Origin of the sequence: Enterococcus termitis, assembly GCF_001730305.1 — a bacterium.
GTDB classification, from domain to species: domain Bacteria; phylum Bacillota; class Bacilli; order Lactobacillales; family Enterococcaceae; genus Enterococcus_L; species Enterococcus_L termitis.
Genome location: NZ_MIJY01000023.1, coordinates 250,434 through 266,308, shown reverse-complemented (window position 1 = coordinate 266,308; position 15,875 = coordinate 250,434). Strand labels below are relative to the sequence as shown.

Here is a 15,875-nt window from a genome sequence, read left to right as displayed (position 1 = left end):
ACAGATGCATAACCTAGAACAAAACTGTTTTTTAGCTTTGCCCACTCATTACTTCATAAAATCATAAGGTGAGGTCTTGCCCATTCCAATCATGGGATCAACAGATTGCTCACGAATCATTTTCGGAGTCAACAAACGCTCCATCTCAACATTGATCTGTTCATCAACCTCTGGCTCTGACTGGCTGAATAATGAAAGCTCTTCTACCTTTGGTTGTTCTTTAAGCGTCTCTGTTTTTTCTTCAATGACAGCTGTTTTTTCCTGCTTTGTTGCTTCATAAACTACTGATTTGCTTTCACTTGCTTCTGAAAATGGTGAATCTTCCGCTAGGCCTTCTTCATAGGCTTCCAATTGTAACCTAGTCGTCAAAGTCATATCATCAGCACTTGTAATTCGTTCTTTCAGCATAGTCATGCGACTAGCTGATTCATGCGTCACACACGTAGAAAATGCTTGAACCTCACCTAATAAAATCAATATCTCCTTACTTCTAGTGACAGCCGTATACAACAAATTCCGTTGAAGCATTCGATGATATTGATGAACCATCGGTAAAATAACCATTTTAAATTCACTACCCTGGGCTTTATGGATCGAGCAACAGTATGAAAGTGTGATTTTATTCCATTCATTACGCTTATAGCTGACTTCATTGTTGTCAAATTGAATCACTAATTCATCCACTTTATCTTCTGAATCCTTCGCCAGGATGATCCCAACGATTTCGCCCATATCTCCATTGAAAACATTTAATTCCGGTGTATTGACTAAATGAAGGACTTTATCTCCGATACGATAAACAGATTCATTCCATTTTACTTCTTTTTTAGAACCGTCATTTGGGTTGAATATCTCCTGCATCATTTTATTTAATGCATCGATTCCAGCCGCTCCGCGATACATTGGCGCTAATAACTGGATATCCTGTGGAGAAAAGCCTTTTGCTTTCGCTTTTGTCACGATTTGACGGATGTATGTTTCTATGTGGTACACATCACTCGGGAAAAACGAGCGATCTTTTTGATTGATTGTAAAATCCTGCGGCAATTTTCCCTGTTTGATTTCGTGTGCTAACGGAATAATACTAGAACCATCACCTTGACGATAAATATCCGTCAACTCAATTTTAGGAATCTCATTGATCTGCAGTAAATCGTGGAGTACTTGACCAGGCCCTACAGAAGGTAACTGATCTTTATCTCCCACAAAAATAACTTGCATATTTGTAGGAATTGCTTTGAATAGTGTATTAGCCAACCACGTATCGACCATCGACATTTCATCTATAATCAATAATCCGCCTTCTAATTCCTTTGCAGTCATGCTCGGATTTTTCTCTCGCCCAGTAAGTCCTAATAAACGGTGGATCGTACTCGCAGGTAATCCTGTCGTTTCATTCATTCTTTTGGCGGCTCGTCCGGTCGGTGCTGCTAGCAAAATAGGGAACATATCCTGAGTATAGTCTGTAATATCTAACGACAATCCATTCAATTCAGCAAATAAAGAAACAATTCCATTGATGACCGTCGTTTTCCCAGTACCTGGACCGCCTGTCAGAATAAATAAGGGTGATTTTATTGCCTCTTCAATGGCCGCCTGTTGAGAATCTCCATAAAGAATGCCCAATCGTTTTTCGATCATTCGAATATTTTTTTCGACATCTTCTTTGTCATATTTGATCGTTTTTTTGCGTGACAGCAATCGCTGGACAGATGTGCCGATGCCCCATTCAGAAAAATAGAGACTATTTTCGAACAACTTCGTGCCCTCTTGTTGGATTTTTCCTTCTTCCACCAAGTGAATGATCTGCTCAGCTGCCATATTTGGAGAAATTTCCACTGGACGACTCGTTTCCAAGGTATTGATGGTTTCTTGAAGCAACACTTCAGCCTCTACATACGTATTTCCAGAGCGAACAGAATGTTGAAATATTTCATGAGTAATCGCCGCACGTATTCGTTTATCAGAATCCGCTTTGATCCCTAATTGCTCAGCAATCGTATCTGCGCGTTTAAAGCCGATGCCTTCAATATCCTCTACCAACTGATAGGGATTTTCATGAATAACGTCCAGTGTCTCTTCTTTATAGGTTTGATAAATCGCAAAAGACAGCTGACTACCAAAACCATAACGATTCAGTCCAACGATGACTTGCTCCATACCGTGATTTAGCCGAATCGTTTCAATGATCGTCTGACGTTTTTTTTCATTTAACTGGGGAACTTCTTCTAAAATATCTGGCGTTTCTATGATTCGATCGATCGCATCTTCACCTAGGATTTCTACGATTTTCTCTGCTGTTCGTTTTCCAATACCCGGAAACTTTTCACTTGAAAGATAGCTGACTACCCCATTTGCCGAAGTTGGACGCTCCTGCTGGTAATTATCCACTTGAAATTGGCGACCATACCGAGGATGATCAACAAAGTGACCAAAGAAACGATAAGTTTCTTCTTCTTGAATTTGACCAAAGCTGCCAGTCGTTACGATTTCTTTTTCTAAATAGTCTGTATTTGTATCTGTGATTTTTACTAATAAGACTTTATAAAAGTTGCTGGGGTTTTGAAAAAAGATCGCTTGGACCTGTCCTACGACATATTCTTTTTCCTCTTCTCCAAACAGTGTATCCATCGATTTCCCCCCGCTTCTTTTTTAACCATTATTTACATTAAAAAGGAATCATCATTCCATAATTTCAATCGATATCCTTGATCTTTTTCAGAATTTGACGTTTCTAAAATCGATAAGCTATTATTTTTCAACCCGCCCATACTGCGCAAATCAGCTAATTCTTTCCCAGAAAGTGACTGGATCGCAGCTGTTAGAGAAGCACCGTGACCGACAAATAAGTAAGGGCCATTTCCAGAATCGACAGCTCTGTTTACAACGCTTGAAATCCGCGAAATCGCCTGTTCGATCGGCTCTCCTTGAAAGGCAGCAGGATCATATTGATCTAACTGATAGCGCATATGATCCAGCTCTGTTGCATATATTTCTCTCATTTCAGCGATCGATTGTCCTTCAAGCTTGCCTAAGCCTAACTCTTTTAGCTCATCTGTATAGATGATTTCTACTGGCTCACTTAATTCCGCCTGAATTCCCTCAGCTGTTTTTCTCGCTCGAAGTGACGTACTGGAAAAAATTTTCTCAAACGGAACATCTTTGATTGTTTGACCTAATCGTTTGATTTCCTCATAACTTGTAGGTAAAAGTGGAGAATCTCCCGTCATGCCTTGAAAGCGTAATTCTTGATTCCATTCTGTTTTTCCATGTCGAGTAAAGTATAATTTCATTGTAATGATTGCTCCCTTGATCCTATAAGATTAATTATCTTATCTAGTGTATCATTTTCATTATAAAAATTCCATTCACCTCTAAGGTTTTCCAATGAAAAATAGCGTATAATAAAAATCAAATCAGTAACTACAACGAAGGAGGAATCTGTTTGTTTTTAACAACGATCCATCATATCGCAATCAACTGCTCAGACTATGAGCAAACCGTCGAATTTTATGTAAAAAAACTTGGCTTTGAGATTATCCGTGAAAATCACAGAAAAGACAAAAATGATATTAAGCTCGATTTAAAATTGGGCAGCTATGAATTAGAATTGTTTATCTCGTCTGACTATCCTAAACGCCCCTCTTATCCAGAAGCATTAGGACTGAGACACCTAGCCTTTAAAGTGGAACAGATCGAAGAAGTGATCGCTGATTTAAAGAGTAAAAATATTGAATGTGAGCCACTTCGAACAGATACCTTTACAGGTGAAAAAATGACTTTCTTCTTTGATCCAGATGGCTTGCCGTTGGAATTGCATGAATAGCTATAAAAACAGAGTGCAAAACAAAACGAAAAATTAGTTTTGTTTTGCACTCTAAAACGTAATAAACGGTGACCAAAACTAAAAGTCAGGTTCTTTTTTTAGTCCAATTTATCATTATCGTAATGATGCTTCAATTCTAAATTAGGAAATGCTTGTTGACGTAATGCTTCATAAACAACTAAGGCAACTGTATTTGATAAATTCAATGAACGAACATGTTCATCATTCATGGGAATACGCAAACACTTTTCAGAATTTTGCCTCATGAACGTTTCTGGCAAGCCAGTTGTTTCTTTCCCAAACATAAAATAGTGGTCTTTTCCATCCGTGTAATCTAGCTCACTATATGTTTGATTCGCAAATTTTGTAATCAGGTGCAGTGGTTGATCACCTAAAAAACTTAAAAATGCTGCTAAATCCTTATGATAAGTAATATTCACATCATTCCAATAATCCAAACCAGCACGTTTCAAGTGCTTATCATCTGTAGAGAAACCTAACGGCTCAATGAGATGTAAAGGCGAATTCGTTGCTGCACAGGTTCGAGCGATATTTCCAGTATTTGCTGGTATTTGAGGTTCAAATAATACAATATGGTTGGTCATAATTACAATTTCCTTTCAATTGAATGACATAACTTTTACTTTTTTTATTCATAATCAACATAAAAAAAACGTACCGCCTCGGTGTCAATCACTGCGAGTCGTTACGTTAGTGAAGCTCTTCTCACTAACTTTTATCAGAACAGGAACCTGATAAAAACCAATGAAAAAACAACTTGTATGTAATATAACACCAATATCAGAGCTTTGCAATACCTTTTCGTAAATTAACTAAATGTAAGCGCTATCCAACCTTCCCTTTTAACATACGGACGTCAATTGTAATTGTTTTTAAAGGATCCATTTTTAGTCTTTCTTTGATCTCTGACGCTGCTCCCCATTCCAATGGTGACATATCCAATAAATCCAACCGGTTCTCTTTTGGAATCTCAAACGTGTACGATATTCGTTCATTCTCCAGAATATGCATTTCTTCTGAAAATTTTGTCAAAACTTTTTCATTTGAATAGTGCTGCTTTCTTTCGTCATCCGGATAAAATGCTGTCCGTAATTCTTTTAAATAGTCCGTTTCAGGAACAACTTTGATCACCGTTCCTTCCTTCTTTAAAACTCGTCGAAATTCCTCATAATGAGACGGAGAAAAGATATTCAACACTGTATCCATCGACTGATCTGCAAAAGGAAGATTGGTCAAATCAGCTACACACCAAAAAGCATCAATTGGCTGATTACTGGCTAAATAAATCCCCTCCTTAGATAGATCAAAACCAAATTTAGCTCCTGTCAATCCTAAGTCAGTCAGCTCAGTTAAAAAGCTCCCTTCACCACATCCTACATCTAACGTATTTCCTGTTTGCACCATGCTCTTGCTGATTTTTTCTAATAACGGCTGGTACATTCCACTTTTGATCATGCGGCCTCTTGGTTGAAGCATTTCTTTACTATAGTCCGTTTGAATGCTATGCGAAAGAAAGTAAATCGTTCCCTTTTTGGATAAATCAAAATGATGATTTTTACTACAAACTAGACTGTAGCCTTCTAATCGAACATACTGTTTACAGACTGGACAAAGAAATTGTTCTTGATGCTCCTCTAAAAAGTTGCGTGCTAAATCAATTTTTTTTAACATAAAGTTCTTCCTATTCGTTTAAAGATTTTACTTTTCACGGTAAACTGTCGCTTTTTATCTTACAACGAGAACCGCACTTTAGCAACTGCCAGAACTATGTTACAATGCCAATGAAACAAAAATGAGGAGTGGAATCCATGATCAAAGAATTTTGCGCTGAAAACTTTACTAATATCCCAACTGCTATCCATAACGGCGCTGGTCGTATCGAGTTATGCGACAATCTTGCAGTTGGCGGAACAACACCAAGTACTGGCGTCATCGAAGAAGTAATTGCTTATGCAGGTGAACAATCGATACCTGTGATGACGATCATTCGTCCACGAGGCGGAGACTTTGTTTATAACGATATTGAATTAAAAATCATGCACACCGATTTGATCGAAGCAAAAAAAATTGGTACAGACGGTGTCGTTCTTGGCTGTTTAACAAAAGACGGTTGGCTTGACGAAGAAGCATTGGAGCTGTTGATCGAAACTGCTGAAGGCTTACAAATAACTTTTCATATGGCGTTCGATGTTCTGTCAAAAGAAAATCAATTTAAAGCTATTGACTGGTTGGCAGAGCACGACGTGCATCGAATCTTAACACATGGCGGGCCTAGCGGAACACCGATCGAAGAAAATCTTGAACATTTAAAAGAACTGATTGCCTATGCAGCTGGACAAATCATTATCCTGCCTGGCGGAGGTATTTCTGATAAAAATGTTGATACGGTAGTCAATGCATTAAATATCAGCGAAGTCCATGGAACAAAAATTGTAGGATAAAAATTTGGCTCTGTAACCTGTCCCTATTTCTGTGTTACAGAGCCTTGTCTTTCTTACTCTTCCAGCTTCTGAGCCTCAATACTTAAAACTAAACTTCCTAAAAGTCCTAAGCCTCCCAATAGTAGTAACTCTTTTCTTTCTAATAAAACACCTACAGTAGCTATTGCTCCACCAGCAATCAAATTAGTCACTGCGCTATTCTCCATATTCTTTTTACTAAGCTCTGGCACTCGAACATTTACCCCAATTTTCTGATTGATTTTGTTGATTTTTCGGCTCATTTCATTGATCATAACTATTCCTCCTATTTATTTTTTTCTACAATGCTTTTCTCAAAAAGCAACATACATACTTTTGGTATGTATGTATTAAAAATAAAAAATGTACAAGACACTTTTATTTTTTTATCACATTAAACATGGCCACAACATCTTGAATATACTCTTCATCAATGAGTGGAAAATTCACACCTTCATAGAGTTGTTGAAAAAATGTCAATTTATTCAGCAGTTCTTGCTCATTCATTTTATAAAGTGCTGGAGCCAACCACATGTTTGTTGAAAGCACGATCAGCTCGGCAATTTCCTGTGGATGTTCAGTAACGATAGATCCATCTTGAATCCCTTCTTCAACGATTCCCTTGATATATGGAATTGTACTATCAAAAGCCTCCGTATACAATTCTCCAATAACTCTAGGATCCGTAATTAACGATTTAGCAGAGAACGCTAATTTTTGATGCTCTAATGATCTAAGACTGATTGTATTGATTCGTCTAATCTTTTCAAATCCGCTGATATCTTTCATCGATTCAATTTGCTTATTGATATCGACGATATATCTTTTTTGCAAAATCGTATTAAAAATTTCTTCTTTCGATTTGAAATGATGATAAATGACGCCTTTGGTTAAGCCACCTAAATTGTCAACGATATCTTGGATCGTCGTATGATCATATCCTTGTTCTATAAAAAGTTGCTCTGATACATCTAATATTTTTTTCACTGTTTCTTCTGGATATTTGTTTCGTGCCATTTGTCCACCTCTATACATACCGTTAGTATGTATCTTATAGTATTGACGTTTCTTTGTCAAATACACACAAAAAAAGCATGTCAAAACACATGCTTTTAATAACAATATATTTATCTACATCACGTTAAACAAAGTACTGCATAAACAAACCAGCAATATTAAAATAAATCAACACACTAGTCAAATCACTTAGTGTCGTGATAAAAGGACCGCTAGCAACGGCTGGATCAAAGCCCAATTTGTCCATCAACATCGGAATCAAGCTTCCAGCTAAATTCGCTACAGTGATTGCACACAACATAGCCATCCCAATCACAAATCCTAAAGGAAAATTATGCTGCCAAATCCCAACAACAATGAAAATAGAAACTCCTGTTACAGCTCCGGTAACCAATCCTGTCAATACCTCACTAATGATCAAACGGACAAAACTATTATCCTTTTCATCAGATACCGCAAGTCTTCTAACTGCAACAGCTAATGACTGCGTTCCCGCATTTCCTGCTGTTCCTGTTATCAATGAAATGAATACAGCCAAAATACTTGCTTCACTTACTAATTCTTCATAATGGCTGATCAATGTTGCTGTAGACATTCCTAAAAACAATAGTGTAATTAACCACGGTAAGCGTTTTGACGCAGCTTTAATCGGATTTTCACTGACCTCTTCAACATTGACCCCTGCTAAACCTGAATAATCACTGGCGGCTTCGTCATCGATAACATCAATAATATCATCAACAGTAACGATCCCTAATAAATGATCATCATAGTCTGTAACTGGCAATGCGAGAAAGTCGTAGTCTCGAATCGTTTGCGCAACGTCCTCTTGATCGTCACCCACATGAACGGAAATCACCCGTTCACTCAAAACATCGGAAATCATCGTATCATCATCGTTCACGATCAAGTCACGTAAAGAAATAACTCCGACTAAATGATTTTCCTGATCGACAACATAAACATAATAAATCGTTTCTGCAACATCTGCCTTATTTTTCAAGACATACATCGCTGAACGTACGGTTTGATTAGCCACAATTGACACAAATTCTGTGGTCATGATCGATCCGGCTGTATCGTCCTCATAATGAAGTAATTCTTTGATTTCGCCGGCATCTTCAGTACTCATTAAACTTAAATATTTAGCTTTTTGACTTTTATCCAGCATATTCAACAAGTCAACCGCATTATCCGTATACATCTCAGACAACATTTCTGCCGCATAACTTGGACGCATCTCAGCGATATAGTCCTTCATGTTTTCATTATCTTCTTCGATAACATCAAACATATCTGCTAATTCTTTTGGAGATAGATAGCTGTACATTTGTTTTCGATCAGCTTCATCGATCGATTGATAAAATTGTCCCTGCTCATAAATATGAAGTGCTAAAAACAACTCTCGAAACTCATTCATTTGCTGCTTTTGTAATGTTTCTAACAACAATGAAAAATGCTCTTCCATTTCTTGCCCCTCATTCACACATACCGCTCCCCTCTCTAAAAATGCTCAACGATCTCTTTCATATCTTTTGCCAAAGGAGATGTCAGTTTCATAGGCTCTTTTGTAAAAGGATGGATAAAACTCAGCTGACAACAGTGTAAGGCTTGACGTTTGATGCCTAGATCCATTTTACCACCGTACATCTCATCGCCTAACAACGAACAACCGATTGCTTCAAAATGCACTCTGATTTGATGCGTCCTACCCGTGTGCAGCTGAATATTGACCAGCGCTCGATCTGTGCTACGCTTCATCAGCCAGTATTCCGTTTCAGCCTGCTGACCAGTAGCAACGACCGTCCGTTTCAATATGGAAGATAAATCTCTACCTATAGGCTGATCGATCATACCGTGTTTTGATAACTTTTCAACTTGACCGCCGACCAATGCTTGATAGATCTTAACGACATTTTTCTTACGTAACTCCTGATCCAGCATTGCATGAGCAAAACCATGCTTGGCAAACAGCATCAATCCAGTTGTATCTCTGTCCAAACGAGTCACTACATGGATCACCTGATTTTTATATCCTTGTCTTTTATAATATGCCTTCACTCGATTTGCCATCGTTCCATTTGGATGATATTGAGAAGGAATCGAGGCCACACCTGCCGGCTTGTCGACAACCAAATAATGCGCATCTTCAAACACTATCTCTATCGGTTTATCATCAACAAGTAAGGTCTCATGTTCTTTTTCATCCGGGATCGTGACTTTTACTTGATCTCCTAAAGACAATTTAAATAGAACATTTTCTACCGATTGATTGACCTCGATTTTCCCACCTTGAAACTTGATTTTCGCTAAAAGACCTCTAGATATCCCTTGTTCCTTTAAAAAATATTTCACCTGTTGCGGTTCTTCTTGTTCAACGATCCAACTAAATTCCATCTTCTGTTAATCCTCACTAATAAACGCATCTTTTACGCGATGCCAAAAATGCATATGACGATAAGAGGCGAAATGAATTCGTTCATCTGCGATTCGATAATAAATCGATTTGATATCATCTTGATAAATATCTAATTGATCGACAGTGATCAGATAATCATTACTTTCCTGTAGTTTGATTTCTACCCATTCAGTATGAGCGATCACGATTGGTGAACCTAATGTTCGAAAAACTCGATTATTCAATGAAGCAATCTCAGCTAACTGAAAAGCATTGATGCTCGGATGCAACACAGCTCCGCCAATACTTTTATTATAAGCTGTTGAACCTGTCGGTGTGGATATGGACAGACCATCTCCACGAAAGCGTTCAAATAATTCATCTTTGATAAACACATCCGCTACCATTGTACGATTAGCACGCTTGATTGTCGACTCATTCAATGCTAAAAAGTGTTTATTTGGTTTGTTGCCGTGAAAACAGATTTTCACATCTAGTAATGGGTAGCTGATGCTCTTTTCTTGATGAACTAATAAGCTTTGAACTAACTCTTCAAGTTCATAGTCCCGCCAATCCGTATAAAATCCTAAATGACCTGTATGAACACCTAAAAAACTAACTTCATTCAAACGATGGTTGAAGCGATGGAAAGCGGATAATAACGTACCATCTCCACCAACAGAGATCACCAGTTCCGGCTGCTGTTCATCGATTTCGATATTGTTTTGCTTCAAAAGTGACAGCAAGCGACCTGTCACTTCTTTAGACAGATGTTCATGATTATGAACAATTGCTACTTTCATCTGATGCCTCCTACTATTCTAGTTTCTCTTGGTTATCTGTTAATTTTTGATAATAATTATCTTGAAATTTTCCGCGACCATGAGAAAATAGATGTTGTGCTTCTTGAATTTCTTCACGTATCGTAGACATCTCTTCATCTAACTGATACGCTGCTTCAGCGGCACGCTGCAATCTTTCTTTCATTTCCTCCGGAAAAACACCTTGATATTTATAATTTAAAGAATGCTCGATCGTTGCCCAAAAATTCATTGCTAATGTCCGAATCTGGATTTCTGCTAAAATCTTTTTTTCACCTGTAATCAATTGTACAGGATATTCTATCACTAAATGGTAGGAGCGATAACCGCTCTCTTTTTTATTTGTGATGTAATCCCGTTCTTGAATGATTTGCAAATCTTTTCTATTTCGAATAATGTCTACGACCTGGCGGATATCTTCTACAAACTGACACATGATCCTAAGACCTGCAATATCCTGCATCTCTTCTTCGATCCGTTCCACTGGAATATTACGTAATGCCGCCTTTGTTAAAATACTATCGACTGGCTTCACACGACCAGTTACAAACTCAATAGGTGTATGCTTATTTTGTTCTCGAAACTGTTTGCGAATACCGCGCAGTTTAACTTTCATTTCTCCAACAGCCTGTTCATACGGTGCCAGAAAAAGCTCCCACTCTTTCTCCATCCTAATCCCTCTATTTCTTTGAATTTGATTCACAGCTTATTTTACCATAGTGCCGAGAAAAATAGGACATTTTGAGAAATTGTCTGATTTTTTTAAACATTAGTAAACTTTTTAACTTCTAGTTCACTTTTCTTGACGTATCTGGGTAAAGTATGTAAAAATTGAATTAAATTAAAGAAAGTGGGTCAAAAATAAGTGAGTGAAAATTTGGAAATAGAGTTTAAAACATTATTATCTAAAAAAGAGTTTTTACACACAGCCAATTTTTTTAATTTAAACGAGCATCATTTTTTTACACAAACTAATCACTACTTTGATACCGACGATTTTCAATTAAGAGAAAAGTATATCGGTTTGAGAGTTCGAACACTATCAAAAAAGGCAGAAATCACTTTGAAAATACCTGATACAGTCGGTTTAATGGAAATCAACGATTCTCTTTCCACTGCGCAAGCACAAGCGATCATTGATTCAGGCAGCCTTCCTACTTTTGGAGCCGTCTACGATAAACTAATTGCATTAGGTATCAACATAAAGGATTTACGTTTAATCGGCAACTTAACAACTAAACGAGCAGAAAAAAAACTTCCCCAAGGTTTACTCGCGCTAGATGAAAGTTGGTACAATGAGCAACATGATTTTGAATTGGAATTAGAAGTCAGTGATGCGATCTCTGGTAAAAAAGAGTTTCTTCTTTTACTGGATACTTTGAACATCAAAGAAAAACCGTCACCGAACAAGATTCAGCGGATGATGCTAAGCTCAAAAAAGAAAAATTAAGAAGTTATAATGGTGAAACATATCATTTCAAATTTCCTAGGTTTTCTGATAAATTAGGAACACTTAGTTGAGAAATGATGTCTAGTTGCAAAAAGAGTCAAATTGGAGGAAATATGAATGATTGAAATCTATCTGTTCGTTAATCCTTTGGGGGGCATTTGTCTCAACATAGAAAAGGATATTCTAAAATTAGTAGAAACGGAAAATAAAAAGATCCAGTTTCGTTTTATCCCATTAGTCAATATGAGAACAATAAATCATCTAATAAAATTATTCGATATTCCCACACACGATATCGAAAAACGTAATCAATTGTTTGAAGATATTTATTCTGCTGCTCTTGATTACAAAGCGGCACAATTACAAGGAAAGAAAAAAGGTCGTCATCTGTTGCTAGGACTACAACAAGCGGTAGCTGTTGATAATCTCCCTTATACCACTGAGTTAGTTGAAAAGCTGGTTGTTGAAGCTGGCGGAGATTTAGATATGTTCAAAGCAGATCGAGAATCAGATTTTGTCAAAGAATCATTTAAAACAGACCAGCAAATCGCTCGGGAGATGGGCATTACTAAACATCCTTCTGCTGTTGTATTTAATTATGCTTGTGATCGTGATTTCGGTGTCCTTGTTGAAGATTGTGAATCCATGGATGAAATCAAGCGACTTTGTGAATCCTCAGAAGAAACCTTACAATATCTCCATGAGAAATTTGAATTGAGCCATTATGATGAACCCAGAGTTCCACACGGACATTTACATTTACTATAAAAAACAGCCTTCCTTTTATAAAAGGGAGGCTGTTTTTTTGTGGTTTATTGTTCCATCGTTTCAACAAGTTTCTCTAATTCATTTAATCTTGTTTCAAAAACCTTCATGGCGTCTTCGATGTAATCTGGTTCTGTCATATCCACTCCAGCCTTTTTCATGACTTCGATCGGATAATCACTGCTACCTGATTTCAAGTAGGTCAAATATTTTTCCAAAGCTTGCGGCTCTTCTGATAAAATTTTATTCGCCAAAGCTGAAGCTGCTGAAAATCCAGTTGCATATTGATAAACGTAGTAATTATAGTAGAAATGAGGAATCCGTGTCCATTCAAATGTGATTTCTGGATCTTTTGCTACTTCTGGACCATAGAATTTTTCATTTAATTGACCGTAGTATTCACTCAAATACTCGCTTGTTAAAGGTGTTCCTTTGGCATCCTCTGTATGAATAAAATGCTCGAACTCAGCAAATTGAGTTTGTCGGAAAATGGTTCCTTTGAAACCGTCTAGATAATGATTCAGCACGTATGCTCGAATTTTCGGATCTGTCTCTGTTTCCAGAAGATATTCTGTCAAAAGATTTTCATTGGTTGTTGACGCAATTTCAGCCAAGAAAATAGAGTAATCACCATAAACATACGGTTGATTTTTGCGCGTGAAATAGCTATGCACACTATGCCCCATTTCGTGGACTAATGTATATAATTGATCCAAGCTATCATGCCAGTTCATTAAAATGTAAGGTGCGGTATCATATGCACCTGATGAGTATGCTCCGCTACGTTTACCTTGATTTTCTATCACATCGATCCAGCGATCGTTAAAGGCTGTTTTAACAACGTCCAGATACTCGCTTCCCATAGGTTTAAGTGCTGTCAACGCTTTTTCTTTTGCTTCATCATAAGAATACTTGATAGACGCCTCTCCCAAAATTGGTGTATACATATCATACATATGAAGTTGTTCTACTTTCAATAAACGCTTACGCAATGTTACATAGCGATGAAGCAAGGGTAAATTCCGATTGACAACATCTACTAACGTATCATAGACGCTTTCAGGAATATGATTATTACTCAGTGCTGCTGCTCTTGCTGATGGATAGTTGCGGACTTTTGCTTTATAGTTGTGAGCTTTAACATGAGAGCTTAACGTTTGAGCAAAAGTATTTTTAAACTGCTCATACACAGTATATAATCCTTTGAATGCTGCTTCTCGGACATTTCTATTTGTATTTTCCATCAGCTGACCGTACACCCCATGAGTCAATTGGATTTTTTCTCCATTTTCGTCTTCGATCACTGGAAATTTTAAATCTGCATTGTTTAAGATAGAAAAAGTATTACTTGATGCTTCAAAAATTTCGCCCGCTCCTGCCAACAATGCTTCCTGTTCAGCAGATAAAATGTGTGGACGTTCATTAAGGATATTTTCAACAAAATGACGATAGATTTCAAGTTCTGGTTTTTCAGCAAAATATCCCCAAATTTGATCATCACTCAAAGATAGTAACTCCGGTTCGAACCAAGACATCGCTTCGCTCACTTGGGCCAATAAAGAGCTAGCTCTCGCATATAAAGCTTGGTAAGTAGTGTTCGCTGTATCTTGATCATTTTTTAAATGTGCATAGACATAGATCACTTCGATTTGGCGATATATCTTAAGCAGCAGCTCAATGCTGTTTAAAAACGCTGTACTGCCTTGATCAAGTGTTCCTTTATATTTTTCTACGACTTGTAATTCATCTGTTAACGCTCGGTAGGCATCATCAAAAGCCTGATCATCTTTAAAAATTTTTGTTAAATCCCATGTCTTTTCTACTGGTAAGGTAGATCGTTCTGGTAACTGTTTTGCTTCACTCATTTTATCTACTCCTTTACGAATTATTTCATAAAGTTATAGTATCATACTTCGATAGGGAGTAGCACTGTTTAAGCGCCTATTTTTAATTCTTTTCAGCCATTTGTTCACTTCTACCATACTTTGCACACTTTTTCCTGCATTTACTTTCCAGCCTGTTGTCGTTCGGATCAGATGATGACAGTCAACTAACTGGTTAAAAAGCTGAGCAAAACAGTAGTCCTGCAGTTGAGCAAATGGAATCGCTGGAAACTCATAAAATAATTCAGCGGATTTTGCTATTTGTGATTTTAGAGATGACTCCAACTCTTTCGGCCGAAAAACATTCTGATCAAAAAACTGTACCCATTTCCAAATTCTTTCTTTCAATAAAAGATCTGATCCTCGACAACAAAATAAATGAATTCCTGGATAGTAAAACCAATAAGGTAATTGTAGAACATGCAAATGATTGTTATATAATACTCCTTGAACCACTCGTAGCTGCCCTTCTTTTTTGATCAATTTTCTATTTAACTCAGTATAATAGTCTGAAATCAATTGACCAAGCTGATATTTTCTTTGATGATATATGAGTGCTTCCGTAGGAAATTTGAAGATTTCAGTCAAAGAAGCTGTATCTGCAGACCAAGTCCTACACGCAGCATATACTCTTTTTTTCCAGTCTTCTTCTATATGAAAATAAAGAGTCACCTCCTTTGTCTGCCAATCTGCTGACCACAAGTAAAAGCCTAGATTTTGAGAATAATTGCATAAATGCTTTATTAATTCGTTTAAGCTTTTTAAACCGTTGACTAACTTTTTTCCACAGATCCAAATTGGTTGATATTCATGGTCTTGATAAACGTTATTTCTTTCTATCAGTCGAGATACGCTTAAGGGGCTGCACTGGATTTCTACAGCACGCTTTCCTATCAATAGATCTGGTCGTTGATTCAATGACGGCAGATATTTTTCAAGCTCATAGTTACGTCCTTCACGCTCACACCATGCCACAAACATTTTTTTTAAAGCCAAGTGTTCCTGTGTCTCCCCTTTTGAAGTGGACTCACACGCATTTTGATACGTATGGGAAAAATGAGGAATCTTTACTTTGCCATTTTTGATTTGGACTGGACTTCCACAGATCGGACAAAAAAAGGGTTGTTCTTTCAATTGTTGGATCTCTTTTCTTGAGCGATGAAGCAGTGTGACAATTTCTTTTTCATTTGAATACGCACTTAGCATTTAGTTCACCTCTACTAGTAATATACGCA

The 15,875-nt window shown here is 37.3% G+C and carries 16 protein-coding genes; 4 read left to right on the top strand and 12 right to left on the bottom strand.

Annotation, left to right across the window (positions count from 1 at the left end; genetic code table 11):
• Positions 1–48 precede the first annotated feature (48 nt).
• On the bottom strand, positions 49–2,631 hold the full coding sequence (gene recD2 / locus BCR25_RS11610) for an SF1B family DNA helicase RecD2 (protein ID WP_069663766.1): 2,583 nt from the start codon (positions 2,629–2,631) through the stop codon (positions 49–51).
• Positions 2,632–2,663: 32 nt separating this feature from the next.
• Positions 2,664–3,293 carry a histidine phosphatase family protein gene (locus BCR25_RS11605; protein WP_069663765.1) on the bottom strand — a complete coding sequence of 210 codons (630 nt, stop codon included), beginning with the start codon at positions 3,291–3,293 and terminating at the stop codon, positions 2,664–2,666.
• Positions 3,294–3,445: 152 nt separating this feature from the next.
• Here BCR25_RS11605 and gloA2 point away from each other — a divergent pair, with 152 nt between their 5' ends.
• Complete coding sequence (gene gloA2 / locus BCR25_RS11600; RefSeq protein ID WP_069663764.1) at positions 3,446–3,826, top strand: SMU1112c/YaeR family gloxylase I-like metalloprotein; 381 nt, start codon at positions 3,446–3,448, stop codon at positions 3,824–3,826.
• A gap of 98 nt (positions 3,827–3,924) precedes the next feature.
• Here the strand turns inward: gloA2 and trmL are convergent, their stop codons facing one another.
• Both trmL and BCR25_RS11590 read right to left on the bottom strand, forming a co-directional pair.
• Positions 3,925–4,431 (bottom strand): tRNA (uridine(34)/cytosine(34)/5-carboxymethylaminomethyluridine(34)-2'-O)-methyltransferase TrmL, encoded by a 507-nt coding sequence (gene trmL, locus BCR25_RS11595; protein WP_069663763.1) that lies wholly within the window; start codon positions 4,429–4,431, stop codon positions 3,925–3,927.
• 241 nt (positions 4,432–4,672) lie between these two features.
• On the bottom strand, positions 4,673–5,518 hold the full coding sequence (locus BCR25_RS11590) for a methyltransferase domain-containing protein (protein ID WP_069663762.1): 846 nt from the start codon (positions 5,516–5,518) through the stop codon (positions 4,673–4,675).
• 137 nt (positions 5,519–5,655) lie between these two features.
• Between BCR25_RS11590 and BCR25_RS11585 the strand changes: the two genes are divergently transcribed.
• Positions 5,656–6,288: a copper homeostasis protein CutC gene (locus BCR25_RS11585; protein ID WP_069663761.1), complete on the top strand. Its 633-nt coding sequence runs from the start codon at positions 5,656–5,658 to the stop codon at positions 6,286–6,288.
• Positions 6,289–6,341: 53 nt separating this feature from the next.
• Here BCR25_RS11585 and BCR25_RS11580 read toward each other — a convergent pair whose 3' ends face one another.
• The 6 genes from BCR25_RS11580 to yjbM form a co-directional block, all read right to left on the bottom strand.
• The gene (locus tag BCR25_RS11580; protein ID WP_069663760.1) at positions 6,342–6,581 is read right to left on the bottom strand and encodes a hypothetical protein; all 240 of its coding nucleotides are present in this window, start codon (positions 6,579–6,581) and stop codon (positions 6,342–6,344) included.
• A 103-nt stretch (positions 6,582–6,684) separates the two neighbouring features.
• Entirely contained in the window at positions 6,685–7,323 is a 639-nt protein-coding gene (locus BCR25_RS11575; RefSeq protein WP_069663759.1) for a TetR/AcrR family transcriptional regulator, read from the bottom strand.
• A gap of 124 nt (positions 7,324–7,447) precedes the next feature.
• Complete coding sequence (mgtE, locus tag BCR25_RS11570; protein ID WP_069663758.1) at positions 7,448–8,809, bottom strand: magnesium transporter; 1,362 nt, start codon at positions 8,807–8,809, stop codon at positions 7,448–7,450.
• A gap of 17 nt (positions 8,810–8,826) precedes the next feature.
• A complete protein-coding gene (locus BCR25_RS11565) occupies positions 8,827–9,720 on the bottom strand; it encodes an RluA family pseudouridine synthase (RefSeq protein WP_069663757.1) in 894 nt (297 codons plus the stop codon).
• A gap of 6 nt (positions 9,721–9,726) precedes the next feature.
• Positions 9,727–10,524, bottom strand: coding sequence for an NAD kinase (locus tag BCR25_RS11560; protein ID WP_069663756.1), 798 nt, complete (start codon positions 10,522–10,524; stop codon positions 9,727–9,729).
• 13 nt (positions 10,525–10,537) lie between these two features.
• Positions 10,538–11,212 (bottom strand): GTP diphosphokinase, encoded by a 675-nt coding sequence (gene yjbM, locus BCR25_RS11555; protein WP_069663755.1) that lies wholly within the window; start codon positions 11,210–11,212, stop codon positions 10,538–10,540.
• A 195-nt stretch (positions 11,213–11,407) separates the two neighbouring features.
• Between yjbM and BCR25_RS11550 the strand changes: the two genes are divergently transcribed.
• Positions 11,408–11,992, top strand: a complete 585-nt coding sequence (locus tag BCR25_RS11550; protein WP_069663754.1) for a CYTH domain-containing protein — start codon at positions 11,408–11,410, stop codon at positions 11,990–11,992.
• A gap of 117 nt (positions 11,993–12,109) precedes the next feature.
• Positions 12,110–12,760, top strand: a complete 651-nt coding sequence (locus tag BCR25_RS11545) for a ClpXP adapter SpxH family protein (RefSeq protein WP_069663753.1) — start codon at positions 12,110–12,112, stop codon at positions 12,758–12,760.
• A gap of 44 nt (positions 12,761–12,804) precedes the next feature.
• Here the strand turns inward: BCR25_RS11545 and pepF are convergent, their stop codons facing one another.
• Both pepF and BCR25_RS11535 read right to left on the bottom strand, forming a co-directional pair.
• Positions 12,805–14,622: an oligoendopeptidase F gene (gene pepF / locus BCR25_RS11540; protein ID WP_069663752.1), complete on the bottom strand. Its 1,818-nt coding sequence runs from the start codon at positions 14,620–14,622 to the stop codon at positions 12,805–12,807.
• A 33-nt stretch (positions 14,623–14,655) separates the two neighbouring features.
• Complete coding sequence (locus BCR25_RS11535; RefSeq protein ID WP_069663751.1) at positions 14,656–15,846, bottom strand: competence protein CoiA; 1,191 nt, start codon at positions 15,844–15,846, stop codon at positions 14,656–14,658.
• Positions 15,847–15,875 lie beyond the last annotated feature (29 nt).

Excerpts from the sequence above, each read along its gene's own strand:
- recD2 (WP_069663766.1), bottom strand. The coding sequence starts at position 2,631 with ATGGATACACTGTTTGGAGAAGAGGAAAAAGAATATGTCGTAGGACAG.
- BCR25_RS11605 (WP_069663765.1), bottom strand. The coding sequence starts at position 3,293 with ATGAAATTATACTTTACTCGACATGGAAAAACAGAATGGAATCAAGAA.
- trmL (WP_069663763.1), bottom strand. The coding sequence starts at position 4,431 with ATGACCAACCATATTGTATTATTTGAACCTCAAATACCAGCAAATACT.
- BCR25_RS11590 (WP_069663762.1), bottom strand. The coding sequence starts at position 5,518 with ATGTTAAAAAAAATTGATTTAGCACGCAACTTTTTAGAGGAGCATCAA.
- BCR25_RS11585 (WP_069663761.1), top strand. The coding sequence starts at position 5,656 with ATGATCAAAGAATTTTGCGCTGAAAACTTTACTAATATCCCAACTGCT.
- BCR25_RS11580 (WP_069663760.1), bottom strand. The coding sequence starts at position 6,581 with ATGATCAATGAAATGAGCCGAAAAATCAACAAAATCAATCAGAAAATT.
- BCR25_RS11575 (WP_069663759.1), bottom strand. The coding sequence starts at position 7,323 with ATGGCACGAAACAAATATCCAGAAGAAACAGTGAAAAAAATATTAGAT.
- BCR25_RS11565 (WP_069663757.1), bottom strand. The coding sequence starts at position 9,720 with ATGGAATTTAGTTGGATCGTTGAACAAGAAGAACCGCAACAGGTGAAA.
- BCR25_RS11560 (WP_069663756.1), bottom strand. The coding sequence starts at position 10,524 with ATGAAAGTAGCAATTGTTCATAATCATGAACATCTGTCTAAAGAAGTG.
- yjbM (WP_069663755.1), bottom strand. The coding sequence starts at position 11,212 with ATGGAGAAAGAGTGGGAGCTTTTTCTGGCACCGTATGAACAGGCTGTT.
- BCR25_RS11545 (WP_069663753.1), top strand. The coding sequence starts at position 12,110 with ATGATTGAAATCTATCTGTTCGTTAATCCTTTGGGGGGCATTTGTCTC.
- pepF (WP_069663752.1), bottom strand. The coding sequence starts at position 14,622 with ATGAGTGAAGCAAAACAGTTACCAGAACGATCTACCTTACCAGTAGAA.
- BCR25_RS11535 (WP_069663751.1), bottom strand. The coding sequence starts at position 15,846 with ATGCTAAGTGCGTATTCAAATGAAAAAGAAATTGTCACACTGCTTCAT.